Origin of the sequence: Pseudophaeobacter leonis, from assembly GCF_002087335.1 — a bacterium.
GTDB classification, from domain to species: Bacteria; Pseudomonadota; Alphaproteobacteria; order Rhodobacterales; family Rhodobacteraceae; genus Pseudophaeobacter; species Pseudophaeobacter leonis.
In genome coordinates this window covers 20,848-40,938 of record NZ_MWVJ01000068.1, presented here as the reverse complement: position 1 = coordinate 40,938, position 20,091 = coordinate 20,848, and the positions used below count along the sequence as shown (strand labels likewise).

General features: G+C 63.5%; 6 protein-coding genes and 4 pseudogenes. 5 read left to right on the top strand and 5 right to left on the bottom strand.

Translation table 11 applies throughout. The features are described from left to right. Window positions 1-29 precede the first annotated feature (29 nt). Window positions 30-800 carry a peroxide stress protein YaaA gene (yaaA, locus tag B4968_RS15210; RefSeq protein ID WP_083100334.1) on the top strand — a complete coding sequence of 257 codons (771 nt, stop codon included), beginning with the start codon at window positions 30-32 and terminating at the stop codon, window positions 798-800. Window positions 801-813: 13 nt separating this feature from the next. On the opposite strand, the gene B4968_RS15205 is transcribed toward yaaA, so the two are convergent. Continuing rightward, window positions 814-3,132, bottom strand: coding sequence for a response regulator (locus B4968_RS15205; RefSeq protein ID WP_083100349.1), 2,319 nt, complete (start codon window positions 3,130-3,132; stop codon window positions 814-816). Window positions 3,133-3,434: 302 nt separating this feature from the next. Between B4968_RS15205 and B4968_RS15200 the strand changes: the two are divergent. Both B4968_RS15200 and pbpC read left to right on the top strand, forming a co-directional pair. Further along, window positions 3,435-8,880 (top strand): annotated as a pseudogene (locus B4968_RS15200) (alpha-2-macroglobulin family protein). A 149-nt stretch (window positions 8,881-9,029) separates the two neighbouring features. After that, a pseudogene (gene pbpC, locus B4968_RS15195) lies at window positions 9,030-11,033 on the top strand (penicillin-binding protein 1C). A gap of 36 nt (window positions 11,034-11,069) precedes the next feature. Here the strand turns inward: pbpC and B4968_RS15190 are convergent. From B4968_RS15190 to B4968_RS15175, 4 genes and pseudogenes are all read right to left on the bottom strand, one after another. Then, a pseudogene (locus B4968_RS15190) lies at window positions 11,070-13,126 on the bottom strand (hypothetical protein). An 11-nt stretch (window positions 13,127-13,137) separates the two neighbouring features. Next, window positions 13,138-16,032, bottom strand: a complete 2,895-nt coding sequence (locus B4968_RS15185) for a DUF4159 domain-containing protein (protein WP_083100333.1) — start codon at window positions 16,030-16,032, stop codon at window positions 13,138-13,140. Then, window positions 16,029-16,937, bottom strand: a complete 909-nt coding sequence (locus B4968_RS15180) for a DUF58 domain-containing protein (protein ID WP_083100325.1) — start codon at window positions 16,935-16,937, stop codon at window positions 16,029-16,031. The genes B4968_RS15185 and B4968_RS15180 overlap by 4 nt, the downstream gene beginning before the upstream one ends. Continuing rightward, window positions 16,934-17,940 (bottom strand): annotated as a pseudogene (locus tag B4968_RS15175) (AAA family ATPase). Before B4968_RS15175 ends, B4968_RS15180 begins: the two are co-directional and overlap by 4 nt. Before the next feature lie 64 nt (window positions 17,941-18,004). Here B4968_RS15175 and B4968_RS15170 point away from each other — a divergent pair. Both B4968_RS15170 and B4968_RS15165 read left to right on the top strand, forming a co-directional pair. After that, a complete protein-coding gene (locus B4968_RS15170) occupies window positions 18,005-18,616 on the top strand; it encodes a DUF1285 domain-containing protein (protein WP_083100323.1) in 612 nt (203 codons plus the stop codon). Window positions 18,617-18,813: 197 nt separating this feature from the next. Then, window positions 18,814-19,587 (top strand): hydroxypyruvate isomerase family protein, encoded by a 774-nt coding sequence (locus tag B4968_RS15165; RefSeq protein WP_083100321.1) that lies wholly within the window; start codon window positions 18,814-18,816, stop codon window positions 19,585-19,587. Window positions 19,588-20,091 lie beyond the last annotated feature (504 nt).

The following is a 20,091-nucleotide window of genomic DNA, read 5'->3' as shown; positions in this document are numbered from 1 at the left end:
AACAAAGCGGAAACAAAAAGGAGCGCGCGATGCTGGTAGTGGTATCCCCGGCGAAAAAGCTGGACTGGGCCGAGCGGGATCAGGAGATGACCTCTCCTGCGTTTCAGGACGATGCCATTCGTCTGGCCGAGGTGGCGCGCGGGCTGAGCGTGCAGGAGCTGATGAAGCTGATGCATATCAGCGAGGATCTGGCCAAGGTGAACTACAGGCGCTTTCGCGATTTTGCCTCCGAGCCCAAAGCCGAAGACCTGCGCCCCGCCGCGCTGGCCTTTGCTGGTGATACCTATCAGGGGCTGGAGGCCGCCTCGCTGGAGCCTGAGGAAATGGCCTGGGCGCAGGATCATTTCCGTATTCTGTCAGGGCTTTATGGTCTGCTGCGACCGCTGGATGCGCTGCAGCCTTACCGGCTGGAAATGGGCTCGCGGCTGAAAACGCCACGCGGCAAGAACCTCTATGAATACTGGGGCAGCCAGATTTCTGACGCGCTGAATGCCCAGGCCGCAGCGGTGGGGGCTGAGGTGCTGGTAAACTGTGCCAGCCAGGAATATTTCGGTGCTGTGGACCTGAAAGCGCTAAAGCTCAAAGTGGTGACGCCGGTCTTTATGGAAGATAAAAACGGCACGCCAAAGATCGTCAGTTTTTACGCCAAACGCGCCCGCGGAGCCATGGCGCGCTATGTCATTCAGCACCGGATAACGGATGTCGCGGCGCTGCAGGATTTTGACAGTGGCGGCTATGTCTTTCAGCCGCAGCTGTCAGAGTCGATGAAGCCGGTTTTCCTGCGCCAGCCGAGCGCCTGAAGACCCGGTTACCCTAGGCCGCTGAGTTTACCGAGATTGGCTGAACATCTTCGGGCGCATGTTTCTCAATGCGTTCGAGGATAAGAGCTTTGCGCAGCGGCTTGGTCATATAATAGTCGAGCCCGGCTGCCAGGATCCCGTCGGAATCGCCTGCCATAGCATGGGCGGTGAGGGCGACAATGGGGACATGCCCCCCGGTTTGGCCCTCGATCTTGCGGATCTCGCCGGTTGCTTCTTTCCCGTCCATTTCCGGCATGGAAATATCCATGAAGATCAGATCGGGCTGGAACTCTTTGAAGAGAGCAACCGCTTCGAGCCCATTGCTGGCAAATTGCAGCTCGATCTGAAGCTCTTTGACCATCTTGCTAAAGACCAGCTGGTTGGTCTTGTTGTCTTCGGCCGCAAGAACACGCAATTTGCGCGCTTCGGTTGGCACCGCCGGGGTGTCCGCATCTGTTGTGTCGGCGGCATAGGCCTCTTCCAGAGTTTGCGCCTCAGGCCCGTCATTGTCTGCAGCCGCGCCCTGACCCACATCTGGCAGCACATCAGAGCTCTTTTCCGGATGCAGCTCCACGGCCTCTGCCTCGACCACCTGAGACGGCAAAGAAGAGCTGAGGCTGGCGAGCTTGGCAAACAGCTCGTCGCGCGGCGTTGGCTTTGGCAACAGATTGAGGTTCAGCTCTGTGACATCCTTGGCGGCAAAATCGTGCAGATTGGCGCAGAGCATCACAATCGGTGTGTCGCTCCAGTCACTTTTGCGCAATGGGCGCGTCAATTCCAGACCGCCGCCACCCGGCAGCGCATGATCGCTGATGACCATGTCGATGCCATGGTGCATTTTCTGCATGGCGTCCGAGACACTGTCGGCAATGGTTGCCTCTACGCCCAATAGCATCAACTGACGGTGCAGGATCTCGCAGTTGAGCGTCGAGTCATCGACCAACAGGATGTGACGCAGGCTTTTGGGCAGCTTGGGGGTCGGTGCATAGGGGCCCTCGGCGGTGGGCAGCGGGATGCGGAAGCCAAAGCAGGACCCCTTGCCTTCTTCGCTTTCGACCCAGATCTCGCCGCCCATCAGATCAATCAGACGGCGCGAGATCGCCAGTCCCAGACCGGTGCCTTCGAACTTGCGGTTGCGCTCATTCTCGACCTGGTTGAATTCGCCAAAGACGTGGTCGATTTTTTCTTCGGGAATGCCGATGCCGGTGTCTTCGATCATGCAATGGACAGCGCAGGAGTTGTCATCGGTGTCGTAGACCCCGGTCACCCGCAGGGTCACATGGCCTTCATTGGTGAATTTCACCGCATTGCCGGCCAGGTTGGTCAGCACCTGCCGGATGCGGCCCGGATCGCCAACAAACCGGGTTGGCAGGAACAGGTCATAGTCCACCAGCATGGTGAGCCCCTTGTCCCGCGCCGTGGGCTGCAACAACATGACAATCTCGTGGATGCTGCGCTCCAGATCAAAGTTCTCTTTGTGCAGCACCAGTTTGGCGGCTTCAATTTTGGAATAGTCGAGCACGTCATTGATGATCACCAAAAGCGCTTCGCCAGAGTTCTTGATCGTTGTGGCGTAGAGTTTCTGCTCTTCTGTCAGCGTGGTGTCGTTCAGCAGTTCGGCCATGCCAACAACGCCATTCATAGGCGTGCGGATTTCGTGCGACATATTGGCCAGAAAGGCAGATTTGGCGCGGTTGGCAGCCTCGGCATGTTCGCGCGCGCTGCGCAGCTCTTCTTCGTAGTGCACGGTCGAGGTGATATCGAGCGCGAGGCTCACCACATCACCGCCATGGCCACGTTGGTCAATCAGGCGCAGATAGCGATCATCCCACAGCTGCACCACCACGGGTTCAGGCGCCAGTGACATCCAGCGTTCGGTCATCATCGCACGCCAGATATCGGGCTTCATGTCGCCGGTATTGATCAGGCCTTCATCGGTGAGAATCTGCAAGATACGCACATAAGAGATGCCAGGGGTGACCTCCTCGAGGCCATCAAAAATGTTGAGATAGGCCGTATTGGCGCCAATCAGCTGACTGTCTGCACTGAAAAAGGCAAAGCCGTCCTGAAAGGCCTGGATCGAATGCCCCAGCCGCCGCTCGGCTGTTTCGATCTTTTCATTGGCCATGCTGAGATCTGATTTGACCTTGGCATTTTCTTCCCGGGCGGTTGCCATCTCGGCCTGGGTGACGCCGTTTTGTTTTGTCAGCGCCAGAGCATGGCGGCCCAGCTTGCGATTCGCGGCTGTCAGTTCGGCCTGCTTGAGCTCAAGCAGCCGTTCTGCCGCCAGTCTTGCCCGGCGTTCTTCCGCGATTCTGTCAGCAAGGCTCATCCCTGCGGGCTCCATCAAAAAATCCAAACCGGGACCCGCCAAAAAGGGGCCGAAAGCTGAGTGAAAATACAAAGATCCTGATCTCATACCTACGCGCGAACTTCTTGCTATGGCGTTAAGCCCGTGTCAGCCTGTTGGGGATTTAGGAGGGCGTTATGTTTGATTATTTATTTTCACCTCTCACTTTTATGTGTCCCGGTCTTCGCCATCTTGCGGCCCGCAGGACTTCTATGGCGCTGCCAACAGCGCTGCCCATCGTGCCAACTGCGCTGTTCACCGTGCTGACGGCTCTGCCCATCGTGCTGACGGCTCTGCCCATCGTGCTGGCCGCTCTGCTCACAGCCTTCCTTGCGAGCCCGGTGACAGCCGGACCGGCGATCCCGTCGCTGCGCTATCAGGCCTATCTTGATACGGACTATTATGGCTCTGATTTGCAGGCGCTGTTTGATACCGATCTGGCCTCTTGCCAGCGGGCCTGCTCGGCGCAGAAATCTTGCGCTGGGTTTTCCTTTAACAGCCGTGCAAATGCCTGTTTTCCAAAGCAAGACATGCAGACAGCGTCACCGTTTGTAGGCGCCATTTCCGCCCTGAAACAGATCCAGCCCAAGCGCCTGTTGCAGCAAGGAGAGGCCCGCGCCAAACAGCTGAGCTTTCTGCCGGACGCGGATCTCAATCTGGCCTTTCGCGAGGCCGAAGAGATCGGGTTGCGCTTCCCCTCCGAGGGGGCGGCGCTGGAGGACATGATTACGGCAGGGCAGATCCAGGCCCGCAACGGCAATGACAAGGGTGCGTTGCGCTGGCTCTCCCAGGCGGTGGCGCTGAGCGACGAGGCAGCCCTCTGGGCGGAATATTCCACTGTTTTGTTGCGCTATAGCCAGGTGCAGAGCAGTGGCAAAAATCAGTCCCGCACGCGGGCTTTTGCCGCCGGGCTCAACAGCTTTTTGCGCGCGCCCTCTGCGTCGGGGCAGGTGAACGGCCTGGTCGCTGCTGCTCTGGCGCTGGAAAAACTGGGCCGGGGACGCGATATGCTGCCGGTGCTGCGTCTGGCCGAAGAAATCGCGCCGCGCCTTGATACCGCCCGGCTGCTGGACGAAGCGATCACAAAATATGGCTTCCGCGTCACGGATAGCCGGGTGCAAAGCGACAGCGCCACCCCGCGCCTCTGTGTGGAATTCTCTGAATCCCTGTTGCTGAGCGGCGTCTCCTATGAGGACTACATCAAGCTGCCCACCACCGGAGTTGTCGCCACACCTGAGGGCCGGGAGCTGTGCCTTGAGGGTCTGGAGCATGGCCAGCGCTACACATTGGTGCTGCGCCGCGGCCTGCCTGGGGGCACGGGTGATGCGCTGATCAAGGATGTTGAGCTGACGCATTATATCGGTGATCGCAGCCCTGCGGTGCGCTTTCCGGGTCGCGCCTATGTGCTGGCCAAGACGGATCAGGCGGCGCTGCCCATCGAGACCGTGAACCTCTCGGAGGTGGAGCTGCGCCTGCGGCGTGTCAGTGACCGCAACCTTTTGCGCAGCATTCAGGACGGCTATTTTGGCCGCCCCCTGTCGCAGTGGCAGGATGAGCATTTTGCCAGTGATATCGCCGAGGAGGTCTGGGTGGGCAGCGCGGTGCTGCAAAACGAGTTGAACCGCGACATGACCACCCGGCTGCCGCTGGCCGAGGCTATCGCTGACCAACCTGTTGGTATCTATGCGCTTTCGGCCCGTATTGCGGGGGCTGACCCCTATGAAGACCCCGGCGCCACCCAGTGGTTTGTGCTGACCGATCTGGGGCTGAGCACTATGTCCGGCAGCGACGGGTTGCATGTGCAGGTTCAGGGTCTGGCGAATGCCAAACCAAAGCCGGGCGTCGAGGTCACGCTGGTTTCCAACGCCAATGCGGTGCTGGGCAAAGCCGTCAGCGATGCCACGGGCTATGCGCATTTTGCACCGGGCCTCGCGCGTGGGCGCGGCGGGGCGGCCCCGGCCATGGTGCTGGCCCAGGCTGGAGAGGACGACTTTGCCTTTTTGTCGCTAAAGGATGCCGCCTTTGATCTGTCAGATCGCGGCGTCGAGGGCCGCCCGGCTCCGGGTCGGGTGGATGTATTCCTCGCCACGGATCGCGGTGCCTATCGGGCGGGAGAAGTGATCCATGTGACGGCGCTGACCCGCGATGGTACTGCCCAGGCAATCGAGGGCCTGCCCCTCACCGCCATTCTGACCCGCCCCGACGGGGTGGAATACAGCCGCCATTTGTCAGCCGGCGACAAGGCGGGCGGGTATGTCTTTGCTCTGCCCGTGGGGCTGTCGGCGCCGCGCGGCACCTGGCGGCTTGACGTCATGAGCGATGTGAAGGCGCCCGCGCTGGCCAGTCGCCAGATACTGGTCGAGGACTTCCTGCCCGAGCGGATTGATTTTGACCAAAGCGTCGCCAATGCCAGCGCTCTGCGTCCCGGTGAGCGGGCCCAGCTGGAGATCACGGCGCGCTATCTCTTTGGTGCGCCGGGGGCCGGGCTTGGCATTGATGGCGATCTGCGTCTGCGGCCTGTCACCACGCTGGAGAAATGGCCGGGCTACAGGTTTGGCCGCTATGACGCCGCGCGCGACAGTCAAAGCAGCTATTTCGGCGGCGATGAGACCGACCCAAAGGTCTGGCCCGCCTCAGTGTTGAGCTGCCCAAGATCGAGGCCGCAGGCCTGCCGCTGCAAGCCACGCTCATCACCCGGCTCACCGATGGCTCGGGTCGTCCGGTGGAACGCAGTCTCAGCCTGCCGGTCAGCCCGTCCGGGCCCATCCTGGGCATCCGGCCGCTGTTTGACGAGGTGGTGGCAGAGGGCACCGAGGCGGGATTCGAGCTGATCGCGCTGTCGCCGCAGCTGATACCGACCCCCATGCGGGTGAAATGGAGCCTGAACCGGATCGAGACCCGCTACCACTGGTATCAGCTTTATGGCAACTGGAACTGGGAGCCGAGCACCCGTCGCAAAAGCATTGCCACCGGTGAGGCCCTGCTTGGCGACACACCCTTTGTGCTGTCCACCCCCACCGACTGGGGCCAGTACGAGCTGGTGGTGGAACGGCTTGATGGCGACTATGTCGCGGCGGCGCTGGATTTTTACGCCGGCTGGTATGCGCCCGCTGATGGCTCGGCCACCCCGGACCGGCTGGAGCTGTCGCTGGACGCAGACAGCTATCAGCCCGGCGACACGGCCCAGCTGCGACTGGTGCCAAAAAATGCAGGCACCGCTTTGATTTCGGTGCTCTCCAACCGGGTCATCAGCCGCCAGGCTGTTGCGGTCGAGGCAGGCGATGTCGCGGCGGGCGAGGTTGTGATCCCGCTCTCTGTCACAAAAGACTGGGGCAGTGGCGCCTATGTCACCGCGATGATGCTGCAGCCACTGACCGGCAAGGACAGTCGCACCCCGACGCGGGCCCTGGGTCTTGTGCATGCCAAAGTGGCACAGCCCGGTCAGGACCTGCAGGTCAGCATTGAGGTGCCCGAGGTGGCGCGCCCGCGCAGCACCGAGGTCGCGCATATCGCAGTCAGTGGGGCGCATCCCGGCGCGGAGGTCTGGCTGACCGTTGCGGCCGTGGACCTTGGCATTCTTAATCTCACCGGTTTCAAAAGCCCGGATCCAGGTGCCTATTACCACGGCCAGCGTCGTCTTGGCATGGAATTGCGCGATCTCTATGGCCGCCTGATTGATCCGGGTAATGGCGCACTGGGGCAAATCCGCTCGGGTGGTGATGCGGATCGCGGCATGCAGATGCAATCACCGCCGCCGACGCAGGATCTGGTGGCGTTCTTTTCCGGACCACTGCAGGTTGATGCCAATGGCGCGGTTGCCATGCCGCTGGACCTACCTGCCTTTAATGGCACGGTGCGCCTGATGGCTGTGGCCTGGTCAAAACAGGCGGTAGGTCAGGCCGAGGCCGATATGCTGGTGCGCGACCCCGTGGTGGTGACAGCCTCTCTGCCCCGCTTCTTTGCACCGGGTGACCAAAGCCGCATGCGCATTGAAATCGTCCATGCGGAGGGCCCGGCTGGCGAGATGGCGCTGTCGGCGCAGGTTCTGGGCGCGGGCCTGTCGCTGGGCAATCTGCCTGCCTCGGTGATGCTGGGTGATCAGGGTAAGGCGGTGCTGGAGCTGCCGGTGACGGCCACAGGCGTAGGCGACCCTGAGGTTGCGCTGTCGCTGACCACGCCCGAGGGGCGTGTGTTGAGCCAAAACCTGCGTCTGCCGGTGCGGGCCAATGATCCGGTGGTGGCCACCACCCGGCGCTTTAGCCTGCAAAAGGGCGGCCGTTTTCAGCTCACCAATGATGTCTTTGCCAGTCTCAAACCGGGCACTACCCGCGCGGTTCTGTCGGCAGGGCCACTGGCCAAATTTGACGTGCCGGGCCTGCTACAAAGCCTTGACCAATATCCCTATGGCTGCACCGAACAGGTGACCTCAACGGCGCTGCCGCTGCTCTATCTGTCCTCGGTTGCGAAATCATTGGGGCTGGGCAAGGGGCCGCAGGTCGATGCCCGGATCCAATCAGCCATCCAGCGGGTGTTGACGCGGCAGGCCAGCAGCGGGGCCTTTGGCCTCTGGCGGGCCGAAAGCGGCGATTTCTGGCTGGATGGCTATGCCTCTGACTTCCTGTCGCGGGCCCGGGCGCAGGGCCACGCGGTGCCCGAAGGCGCCTTTGTGCGCGCCATGGACAACCTGCGCAACCGCCTCAACTATGCCTCTGATTTTGATCACGGCGGCGAGGACGTGGCCTATGCGCTCCTGGTGCTGGCGCGCGAAGGTGCGGCGGCAATGGGCGATCTGCGCTACTATGCGGATGTGAAAACCAGGGCCTTTGCGACCCCGCTCGCAGCAGCGCAGCTGGGGGCGGCCCTTGCGGCCTATGGCGACCAGCGCCGCGCGACCGGATGTTTGCCCGCGCCGCAGAGCTGTTGCAACATCAGGCGGATGAGCGCCCCCTCTGGCGGGCGGATTATGGCACCCATCGCCGCGATGCCGCAGGCGTGCTGGCGCTGCTGGTTGAGGCAGGATCAGAGGCGATCAACCCCGAGACCCTGACCCATCGTGTGAGTTCCAGCACAGCTCAGATGTCGACGCAAGAAGCCGCCTGGACCCTGCTCGCGGCCCATGCCCTGATCAAAAATCCTGAGGCCTCGGGGCTACTGGTTAATGGTCAGGCCACAACGGCTCCCTTTGTCAGGATCGAGGGGGGGCAGGCCTTAGCTCCTATGGCGATCTCCAGTGCCACAGGCGCCGCGACGGATCTGACCCTGACCACGCTGGGCGTGCCTGAGGTCCCGCCCGTTGCGGGCGGCTACGGCTATACGATAGAGCGCAGCCACTACAGTCTTGAGGGGCAGCCGCTGACGGGGGACAGTTTTGCTGTGGGCGACCGCTTTGTCACCGTTTTACGGGTCATACCGCATGAAAACGTTGGCGCGCGGCTGATGGTCAATGACCCTCTGCCGGCCGGTATCGAGATCGACAACCCCAACCTGCTGCGCGCGGGTGATCTGCGCGATCTCAGCTGGCTGAAACCAACCGGGGCCGAGCACGCCGAGTTCCGCAGTGATCGCTTTTTGGCGGCAGTTGATCTCTCTGGCACAAAACCCGTGACCCTTGCCTATGTCAGCCGCGCGGTGACTCCGGGTCTGTTCCATCACCCTGCCGCTCAGGTCGAGGACATGTACCGTCCGGCCTATCGCGCCCAGACCTCCGCCGGGCAGGTTGAGGTCCGGTGAGGGCTGAGAAAACAGCATCGCCGCGCCCGCCAGTTCGCCCCAAGCCTGCGCGCCTCAGGCCTGTGCGGCTCAGGCCAGTGCGCCGCAAGGCTGTGCGCCGCAACAGGCGCCTTTGGGGTCTCGGCCTGATCCTGGCTGCGGCGGCTGTGATGGCCGGGGTGAAAGGATTGGACAAATGGGTCGCCGACACGGTTTTGCCGGTGACGCTGGCGGAGACCTCAACCGAGGTTCTCGACCGCAATGGGACCTTGTTGCGGGTCTATCCGGTGGGGAACGGCATCTGGCGCATGGCACCGCAGCTGGACCAGGTGGATGCGCGCTTTTTGGCGATGCTAACGGCCTATGAGGACAAGCGGTTCTATTCCCACGCGGGGGTTGACCCGATTGCAATGCTGCGCGCTGTTGGCCAGGCCTTATGGAACGGGCGCGCGGTCTCTGGTGGCTCGACCCTGACGATGCAACTGGCGCGGCTGCTTGAGGATGGCTCAACCGGGCGCTGGGCTGGTAAGCTGCGCCAGATCCGGCTGGCGCTGGCGCTGGAACGCAGGCTTTCAAAGCAGCAGATCCTGGCGCTCTACCTGACCCACGCGCCCTATGGCGGCAATATCGAGGGGCTGCGCACGGCAAGCTATGCCTGGTTCGGCAAGGCCCCCAACCGTCTGACCCCGTCACAGGCGGCGCTGCTGATTGCGCTGCCGCAATCTCCCGAACGCCGTCGCCCGGATCGCGCACTACCGGCTCCAGCCATGGCCCGCGACCGGGTTCTGGCACGGCTGGCAGCGGCCGGATTGCTGAGCGCGGCCGAGGGGGAGGTGGCCTCACAGGCGCCGCTGCCGCGTCGTATGCGCTCGTTTCCGCGGCTGGCGCCACACCTGTCGGATCGCGTTGTGGCCAGCCGCCCGGCAGCCTCGCGTCTGTCCCTGACGCTGGACGCTCAGGTGCAGGCCAAGATGCAGCGCTTGCTGGCGCAGGCGGCACGCCGGGCCGGGCCGCGAATGTCGGCGGCGCTTTTGGCGGTGGATCACCAAACCGGAGAGATCCTTGCGTCTGTGGGCTCGCCCGGCTTTACAGACAGCACACGGCAGGGGTTTGTTGACATGACGCAGGCGCGGCGCTCGCCGGGCTCAACCCTGAAACCGCTGGTCTATGGCCTCAGCTTTGAGGCGGGGCTGGTGCATCCCGAAAGCCTGATCCACGATGGCCCGGTTGAGTTTGACGGCTATGCGCCGCAGAATTTTGACGGGCAATTTCGCGGCGATATCCGGGTGCGTGAGGCGCTGCAAATGTCGCTGAACATTCCTGTGGTGCGTCTCACCCGAGAGATCACCCCGGCGCAGCTGCTGGCCAGCCTGCGCCGGGGGGGCGCCAAACCTGCGCTGCCGGGCGGCAAACCCGGCCTTGCGATCAGCCTTGGCGGCATCGGCACCTCGTTGCAGGATCTGGTGCAGATCTATACCGGGATTGCAGCGGGCGGGCAGGCCCCACGCCTGCGCAGCGAACAAAGCGGGCCCTTTGAGGCCCTGCCGCGGATCCTTTCGCCGGTCGCTGCCTGGCAGCTGGGCGACATTTTGCGCGGCGTGGTGCCGCCGCCCGGGGCGCGGGCCGGGAGGCTCGCCTATAAGACCGGAACCTCTTATGGGCACCGCGATGCCTGGGCCATTGGCTGGGATGGCCAGCACGTGATCGGCGTCTGGCTGGGGCGGGCAGATGGCACGCCGGTGCCCGGGAGCCTTTGGCGGTGATCTGGCGGCGCCGGTGCTGTTTGAGGCCTTTGGTCGCCTGAAGCCAGGACTGGCAGCCTTTTCGCCGCCACCCCCGGCCACGCTGATCGTCACCGCTGCTGAGCTGCCGCTGCCGCCGCGCCGGTTTCGCCCCCGAGATGCCGTGTTTTCGGATGCGGCGCTGGCGCCACAACTGCTGTTTCCGCCGGATGGCGCAGGTCTGGCGCTGCGCGGAGAGCCTCTGGTGGTGAAACTGCGCGGCGGCACCGCGCCTTTTGCCCTGCTGGCAGATGGCAGAGTTCTGACCAAGGGGCAGCGCCAGCGCGAGTTTGAAGTGCCATACCCGGGGCAGGGCTACGCGCGGCTGTGGTGGTCGATGGTGCCGGTCAGAGCGTGGCTGTGTCGGTGCAGATTGATACGCCGGGTCTGTAGCCGGCTTTCACTGACTGGCCCGTCTGACTGGCCGGCCTAACGCCGTCCTTCGCGCAGCCATCCCGCAATGATGAACCCGGTCACCAGCAGCAGGCTCAGCCAGACTGGCAGCAACTGGATTTGCGACACTGACACTGTCTCATAGGCGCCGCGCGGTGTCAGGCCGATCCAGTCGCGTCCGGCAGCAGGGCGTCCCGGCTTTACCTCCCGCAGGCGCGGCAGGCCATCCTCTATGCGCAATGTGCCGCCGCGCTGGGGCTGCAGCACAGGGGCCAGAACAGCGCCGGTAGCGATGGTTTGCTGAAACTCGCGCGGCGCGGCAGGCCCCAACCCGATGACCGCAGCGACCTCGCCCTCACGCAGCCGGTACAATCCGGGCCCGGCTGCGATATGCGTCGCCTCCCAAAGACCGGGCGCCGTTTCCTGCATCATTTGCGTGGTCTCTTCCCCATCGGGCGCTGTGATCACCAGCGGGCCCGCCGCGCCCTCCATGCGACGGCGAAAGATCTGCATGCTTTGGCCAGTGGCCTCGGCCCAGAGCATTTCCTCTCCCAGTTCCGGCTCTTTCATCATCCAGTGCGCCAGACGGCGCAGCAGCTCCAGTTGCGGCCCACCCCCCTGATAGCCGCGGCTCCAGAGCCAGGCGTGATCCGAGGCCAGCAGCGCCACCCGCCCCTCGGCAACCCGATTCAGCACCAGCAAGGGCCGCTCAGTGACGCCCTGCATCACCACATGACCTTCGGAAGACGTGAGCTCGATCTGGCGCAGCCAGCTGCCCCAGGCGGGGGTGTCAGTTTGGTCCGGCTCCAGCCCGGCGGTGACCGGATGGCGCTGGCCCAGTGCGGTGACTTTGGGGCGAAAGGCCTGCTCTAATACGCGGGCGGTTGGGGCTGCGGGCAGCACACGCGCCAGCGGCGAAGCCATAGATCGAGTCGGCGCTGGCAAAACCCGGACCCGCCGCCACCAGAACAGCGCCGCCCTTTTCCACATAGTTGGCGACATTGTCGAGATAGATGGCCGGCAGGATGCCGCGGCGTTTGTAGCGGTCAAAGATGATCAGATCAAAGTCGTCGATCTTTTCCAGAAACAGCCCACGGGTGGGAAAGGCGATCAGCGACAGCTCATCCACCGGCACCCCGTCTTGTTTTTCCGGGGGGCGCAGGATGGTGAAATGCACCAGATCAACCGAGCTGTCGGATTTCAGCAGGTTGCGCCAGGTACGCCCGCCTGGATGTGGCTCACCCGAGACCAGCAGCACTCGCAGCCGGTCGCGCACGCCATTGATCTGCACCAGGGCGGCGTTGTTGCGATCTGTCAGCTCTGACGGCACCTCGGGGGTGGCAAAGCGGATCACGTTGCGGCCGCCGTGGGGCAGGGTGAGGGGCAAGGTCGAAATCCACCCCCAGAGGCAGATTAAACCGCTGTGGCACACCGCCATCCACGGATATCTCAAGCAGCGCGGATCGCAGATCAGCGGGGGCCGCGCCCTGATCCTCGATCCGCAGGGTCAGGGTGACTGCTTCGCCGATAATGGCAAAGGCCGGCGCGTTGCGCACAATCAGACGACGGTCCCAGTCGCTGGTCTTGCCGGTCTGCAGCAGATGCATGGGGGCCGGCAGGGTGAGCGCATGATCGGCGTCATGCACCTGGCCATCCGACAGGGCGACAATGCCGGCAACCCGCCCCTGTGGCTCATCCGCCAGCGCTTGCGAAATAGCCTCGATCAGGGCGGTGCCGGTATCGCCGGTGCCGTCTTTCACAGTGATCCAGCGGGTCTCGGTATTGGGGCGATCTGCCAGCTGTTGCTCCAGCCTTGTGCGCGCGGCTGCGACCTGGCTTTGGCGATCTGACAGATGCTGGCTGGCCGTGTCATCCACCGCGACCAGCACGATATCGCTAAGGGCGGTCCGGTTCTCGGTCTGGGACAGCGGCCCCATCAGAGCACCCAGCAGGCAGAGCGCGGCAAGCCCGCGCAGCACCCAGCCGGGCAGGCGGCGCCAGGCCGCGACAGCGATGCTTGCCAGGGTCAGCGCGACAAGGCTCCAGAGCACAGGCCAGGGCAGCAGCGGGTCAAAGAGAAACGTCTGTGTCATCAAATCTGCCCCTATTGTCCCAGCCGTTCCAGCAGGGCCGGCACATGGACCTGATCAGATTTGTAGTTGCCGGTGAGCACATGCATCACCAGATTGACGCCAAAGCGAAAGGCCAGCTCACGCTGGCGTTCACCGGCGAAGCCGCGCCCGACAGGCAGCAGTGGCCTGCCATTGGCATCGACTGCCCAGGCTGCGGCCCAGTCATTGCCGCCAATCACCACCGGGGTCACCCCATCGTTGAGATCGCGAAAGGGGATGCCTTCGATTTGCTCGGCGTCGGGCGGAGCCGCTTCGACCCAGAGTGCGCCGCGCGCATGGCGACCGGGAAAATCCTGCAGCAGGTAAAAGGCCCGGGTCAGCACATGGTCGCCCGGCACCGGCTCTAACGGTGGAATATCCAGCGGTACTGCCAGCTGTTGCAATCTGTGGGCGGCGGGGCTTGCGGCGCCACTGGCGGCATATCCGGCATCGCGGGTGTCGAACAGGATCATGCCGCCGGATCGCAGATAGCTGTTGAGCCTGGCATAGGCAGCAGGCGAAGGCAGCGGCTGTTGCGCCGTAATCGGCCAATACAGCAGCGGATAGAGCGCCAGATCGTCTTGCTCAAGATCCAGGCCAACTGGGTTTGCGGGCTCAACCGAGGTTCGGAAATACAGGGTGTCAGACAGGGCCTGAAGACCCGCCAAAGCAACACGGTCTATCTTTGCATCCCCAGTCACCACATGGGCCAGAGTGAGGTCGGCTGCGCGATCCGCATGTTCTGGCGGGCTGGTAATTTCAGGGATTTCAGGAGCTGGTGTCTGGCTCTGCGCCTGTAGCTGAGCCTGTGCCTGCATCTGGGGCACCGGTGTTGTCTGCGCCTGCAGCGGGGCACCCCCCAGGGCTATCAGGGCACACAGCGCGAGACCAAGCCCCAGTGCGGCACTCAGCGCAACACTTTGTGGCCGCCGCAGCAGGCCGCTGACAAAAAGCGTCGCCAGGACATCCACGGCCAGCAGCACCAGTGCGAGCGCCAACAACAGCCCCGCAAGGGCGCGTTCTTGTCCGCTGTCGTAACTGGCCTGCGAGACTGCAGAGCTCCAGCTGGCCGGGGTCAGGCTGTCGCCGGGGCGCAGAGTGTTGCGTGCCAGACTGCGTCCCTCGCTTTGGTACAGGCCGGGGCGCAGCGCCGGGCCTGCCGCAGCCTCTATCAGATCGGGGCCAGAGACGCCGGGCAGGGTTGTGGCCTCGGCACTGCGGCCAAAGCCATCCAACACTGTCACCGGCTGCCAGGTGGTGCCCTCCAGGCTCTGGGCTGCGGGGGTTTTGGCCGCAGAGGAGACCGTCTGCCGCTCCAGCATGCGGATAAAAAGCCCCGAAAGCGGCAGGCTGCTCCATTCCGCATTGGCGGTGACATGAAACAGCACCACCCGCCCCTGTCCCAGCGCCTTGCGGGGGACCAGTGGCGTGCCGTCCTCAAGCGCGGCTATCACGCGGGTGGCAAGGCTGGGATCCGGCTGCGCCACCACCTGCGACGAGACCGAGACCTCCTGCGGGATGGTCAGGCCATAAAAGGGAGAGGTCTCGGGAAACGGCGCCAGGGTCTTTGGCGCGCCCCAGCTCATGGCGCCGCCGATGCTGCGACCGCCAATGCGCAAGCGCACCGGCATCAGCGCGTCCTCAGCACTGCGGGCAGTGTCGCTGGCGGCCAGGCGTGGCCCGGCAAAGCGCAGCAATAGACCGCCATCATGGACCCAGGTGATCAGGCGCTCCTCAACCTCGGGCGACAGCCGCGCCACATCGGCCAGCACGATAACATCGGGGTTGGCGGGAAGGAGGTCGCTCAGCGCGCCTTCCAGCAGATCGGCGCTGGGTTTAAGAGCCTGCCGCAGGTAGTGCAGCGGCGACAGCAGCGCCAGACCTTCGTCCTCGGCCCCCGAGGCGATCAGCGCCACCTCACGACGGCGCAGGCTGTCGTCGCTCAGCGCCACCGCCCCGGCAGAGCGCTGGCCTGTCAGCTCAAACCGCTCGATGCGGGCGCGCAGCTCGGCGGGCAGCGCCAGCTTTACGCTGCTGCTCAGCGCTGCGGGTTCAAACACGAGAGTGGCCTGCGTCAGGCTGCGCTGGGTGCCACCTGGATCGCGGCCCCGCGCCTGCAGCAGCAGCTCTTGCGGCGCTTGGTTTTGACCAGAGGCGCTTTGATCCGGGGTGTGGCTGCGCAGCACCGTGAGCTCTAGCGCGCCGTCGCTGATGCTGGGGGGAAGAAGGCCAAACACCGGCAGGCCTGAGGAAACAACCGTCACCGCGCCGCGTGCAGTCAGGGCTGTGGTGAGATCCTGTTGTCCGCCGTAGGCCAGACCATCGCTGTACCAGAGGCTGTCGAAATCGCTGTCGCTGGCTGCCAGATGGTCCAGTGCGGCGGTGATCTGGTCGGGGCCCGGCTGCCAGGGCAGAGGGGTAATGCCGGGCAATTGTTGCAGCCAGGTTGAGGCCGCCTGAAACTGCAGCGCCCTTTGCGCAGTCAGGCGCAGCAGCGCCACGGGGCGGTTGGCGCGTCCGGCTTCTTCCAGCCGGGTGGTGATCTGGGCCTGGGTCTCTTGCCAGTTTGGCGCCCCGGCCCATGTGGCATCCACCACCAGCACCAGCGGACCTGACCCCTGAGTGTCGCGGGCCGGGTTCAGCACGGGGCCGGCAAAGCCGATGATGGCTGCGGCCACCGCCAAAAGGCGCAGCAGCAACAGCCACCAAGGGGTGCGGTCTGACTGGCAGACCTGATCTGACAGCCCCAAAAGCAGCGTGACGGCAGGAAAGACCTGTCGCTTTGGTGCAGGCGGCACCGCCCTGAGCAGAATCCACAGGACGGGCAGCGCCAGCAGGGCCAGCAACAGCCAGGGCGCGACAAAGCCAATGCCTGCAATCAGTGTCATGCTCTGCCCCGATCCATGGCGTGATAGAGCCACATCAGCGCGGACAATGCGCTGTCATTGCTGTGGTGCTGACCAATGCGCCAGCCGGCGGCGCGGCACAGGCGCTCCAGCGCGTCGCGTCGTTCTGCCAGCCGTTCCAGATGGGGCGCGCGCAGCGCGGCGGCTTTGAGGTTTTCATGGCTGGGCCCGCCGGTGACGCTTTCAAACCGGGTGCGCCCGTCAAAGGGAAAGTGCTCTTCTGCCGGGTCGAGAACCTGCAACAGTACGCCGCGCACGCCGCGATCGGCCGCCTTGGACAGGGCGCGTTCCAGCGGCTCAAACGGCCCGAGGAAATCCGAGATGAACAGCGCGCGCGCGTGCGGTGCCATGGCGCGGTCTTCGGGCGGCGCATAGTCCTGGGTCTGATCCTCACTCAGGGCTGCCGCCAGACGCAGCACCTGCAGATTGCCACGGCGCGGTGGCAGGCTGCCGCCGGTAAGGCCAACGCGCTCGCCGCCCCGCAGCATCAGGATCGACAGGGCCAGACCGATCAATCGCGCCCGGTCGACCTTTTTTTCCAGCTCGGGGGTTGAGGCAAAGCGCATCGACGCGCCCTGATCGACCCAGAGATGCACCGTCTGGGCAATCTGCAGCTCGCGTTCGCGGACAAATTGCACATCGCCGCGGGCCGAGCGGCGGTGGTCCACCATGCGTCGGCTGTCACCCTGCTGCAGCGGGCGGTACTGCCAGAAGTCATCGCCCGTACCGGCGCGGCGCCGTCCGTGTTCGCCGCTCAGCACCGATCCGGCCAGCTGTTGCGCCTGCACCAATAGCGGTGGCAGGGCACTGGCGGCGCTTTCGCCCTCCTGGCGCAGCTTGGCAGCAGTCCCTGTTGCGGCGGTCCCTGGGGCGGCGGTCTGGCTCATGCGGCGATGCCGTTTTGGGTCAATCCTGCGGCGGTGCTGGCGATCAGATCGCTCCAGGCTGTCACCACGGGCCCGCGCCGCAAAGCTGAGCTGCATGCGGTGGCTGAGCACCGGCAGTGCCATATTCAGCACGTCTTCGGCATTGGGTGCGAGGCGGTTTTGCAGCAGGGCGCGGGCGCGGACCGCCAGCATCAGGGCCTGGGCCGCACGTGGTCCCGGCCCCCAGGCCACGGTCTGTGCCACCTGTTCCGACACACCCGGCTCTTCGGGGCGAAAGGCGCGCACCAGATCGAGAATCATCTCCACCACTGTTTCGCCAACCGGCATGCGGCGCAGCAGGCTCTGGGCGGCGAGGAGGTCCTCGGCGGTAAAGACCTGATGCGCGGTGTCTTCTTCAAGACCCGTGGTGCTGAGCAGGATGTCGCGTTCCGTGTCGCGGGTCGGGTAGGGCAGATCGATGTGAAACAGAAACCGGTCCAGCTGTGCCTCGGGCAGCGGATAGGTGCCTTCCTGTTCGATCGGGTTCTGCGTTGCCAGCACATGAAAGGGCAGGCCCAGCGGGCGGTTTTCACCGGCAACGGTGACCTGGCGTTCCTGCATCGCCTGCAAGAGCGCCGATTGGGTGCGCGGGCTGGCGCGGTTGTTCTCATCCGCATCAGCAGCTGGCAAAACACCGGGCCGGGCAAAAAGCGAAAGGCGCGGCTGCCATCTGCTGCGGTGTCCAGAACCTCGGAGCCGAGGATATCTGCTGGCATCAGGTCGGGGGTGAACTGCACCCGCTTGCCGTCCAGTCCCATCACGGTTGAGAGGGTTTCCACCAGCCGGGTTTTGCCAAGGCCGGGCAGGCCCACCAGCAGGCCATGGCCACCGCAGAGCAATGTGGCCAGTGTCAGGTCAACGACCCTCCCTGTCCGATGAAACGGCGGGTGATCGAATCCCGCGCCAGTTGCAGCTTTGCTTCCAGAGCTTCAATCTCGGCCAGCAGATCGTCGGGTTCGGACATGACATTCCTTTCACGGCGGATATATGGTGCTACTGTATCGCGGTTCAGGGAAATGGCAAAAGCAATGAGTGGACAAAAAACTGTGACACCATCGGCAGAAGGGCTGGCGGCCTCGATCAAGGCGGCAGGCAGGGCTGCTGGACAGGCTGCTGGGCAAGCAGGCGGCAAAGGCGGATTGCCGCCGGTGCACCTGTGGAACCCGCCCTTTTGTGGCGACCTGGACATGCGGATCGCCCGCGATGGCACCTGGTTTTACCTCGGAACGCCTATCGGGCGCTTTGAGCTGGTCAAACTGTTCTCTTCGATCCTGAAACGTGAAGAGGGCAAATATTTTCTGGTCACCCCGGTTGAGAAGGTTGGCATCATCGTCGATGACGCGCCGTTTGTCGCGGTGGATTTTGAGGCGAAAGGCACTGGAGATGCGCAGGTCCTAAGCTTTACGACTCATGTGGGAGATCAAATGGTTGCGGGCGCTGAGCACCCGATTCGCGTTGAGCGGGACGCCACAACCGGGGAGCCCTCGCCCTATGTTCTGGTGCGCGCTGATCTGGAGGCGCTGATTGATCGCAAGAGCTTTTATCGCCTGGTAGAGCTGGGGGCACATCACGAGGGCTGGTTCGGGTTGTGGTCTTCGGGGGTGTTCTTTCCGGTGATCCCATCTGACGAATTACCCTGATTCGTCGGCGCGCAGTTCGCCCTCGTCATCAGACAGCCCCATAATATGTTGCCGCCCTGGCCGGTGTCTTGGCCGGTGTATTGGATGCTGTCCTGCGGGGCTGGCATAGGTTAGAAAGAATGCGTTGTTTTCTCTGCTTGGCGCGGGGGGGACGAAAACGATAGATCAAGGACGATGACAGACAGGAGGTCTATGGAATGCCACGATTTGCGGCGAATATCACTATGCTCTTTGCTGAGCTGCCCTATCTGGAGCGTTTCACGGCCGCCGCTGCTGCTGGCTTTACGGCGGTAGAGATCCTGTCGCCTTATGAGTTCGCTGCCAAGGAAACGCAGCGGGCTTTGCTGGCCAATGGGCTGGATCTGCTGCTGATCAATGCGCCGCCGCCGAATTATACCGGTGGAGATCCGGGCTATGCAGCCAGACCCGGCGGTACCGACCGGTTTCAGCGCGATATCCGCCGGGTGTTACGCTACGGAGATGTGCTGGATGTGAGCCTCATCCATATCATGGCAGGATATGCCAAGGGGGACGAAGCCCGTGCGACTTTTGTCGAGAACCTGCGCTGGGCTGCGGATTACGCTCCGGGCCAGCAATTCACCATCGAGCCTTTGAATTCAGGCGACCAGCCAGGGTATTTCCTGGATGACTACAACCTTGCGGCCGAGGTGCTGGATGCGGTGGCCCGGCCCAATGTCGGGCTGCAATACGATGCCTATCATGCTCAGGTGATCCATGGCGATGCGGCTCAGGTTTGGGATGCATTTGGCAATCGTGCGGTGCATGTTCAGATCGGTGCCGCGCCAGGTCGCTGTGAGCCGGGGACCGGGCCGATAGATTTTGACGCTCTGTTCCATGCCATTGATACCAGTGGGTATCAGGGCTGGGTGAGTGCGGAATATACGCCGTCAACAACGCGCACCGAAGATAGTCTTGGCTGGATGACTGGGCGTGTCGTAGGTTTGCGATAGCTACATTCTCTATGGGGAATGTAGCTTGGGCTGGCTGCATGTTCTGAACGAGGACGCCTAGCAACACCTGTTCGTTGTGTTCCCGATGTGGCCAGCGTGATGCTCTCAGGGCGCATGCCTTGTGACGTTTCTGTTGTCGTTGTTGCATGGGCCGTTTGTTTGAACGATTTACAGAGCTGAACCAGCGCTGGGAGGAACACCAAAGAGCGAGCGCTCCCGCCAATTCCACAACACCCCTAAAGGGATGTCGTTTCTTTGTTGGGGGTGGCGCCGCGCTAACGCGCGGCGAAGAGGGCAGGCTTGCAAAAAGGCTTTGGGACAGTTGTGATCTCAACGGTGACTTTTGAGGGGGCCGCGAAGAGGGGCCGTAAAGAGAGGGCTGAGAAGTCTGGGCGGCAAACCAGCAAGGCGAACCAGTTTCAGCTCCTTTAGCGTTCAAAGCTGCAGCGCCGTGCCATAGGCACGGCGCTGGGCCCAACGGCTGGAAGGCGCATCTTTGATGCG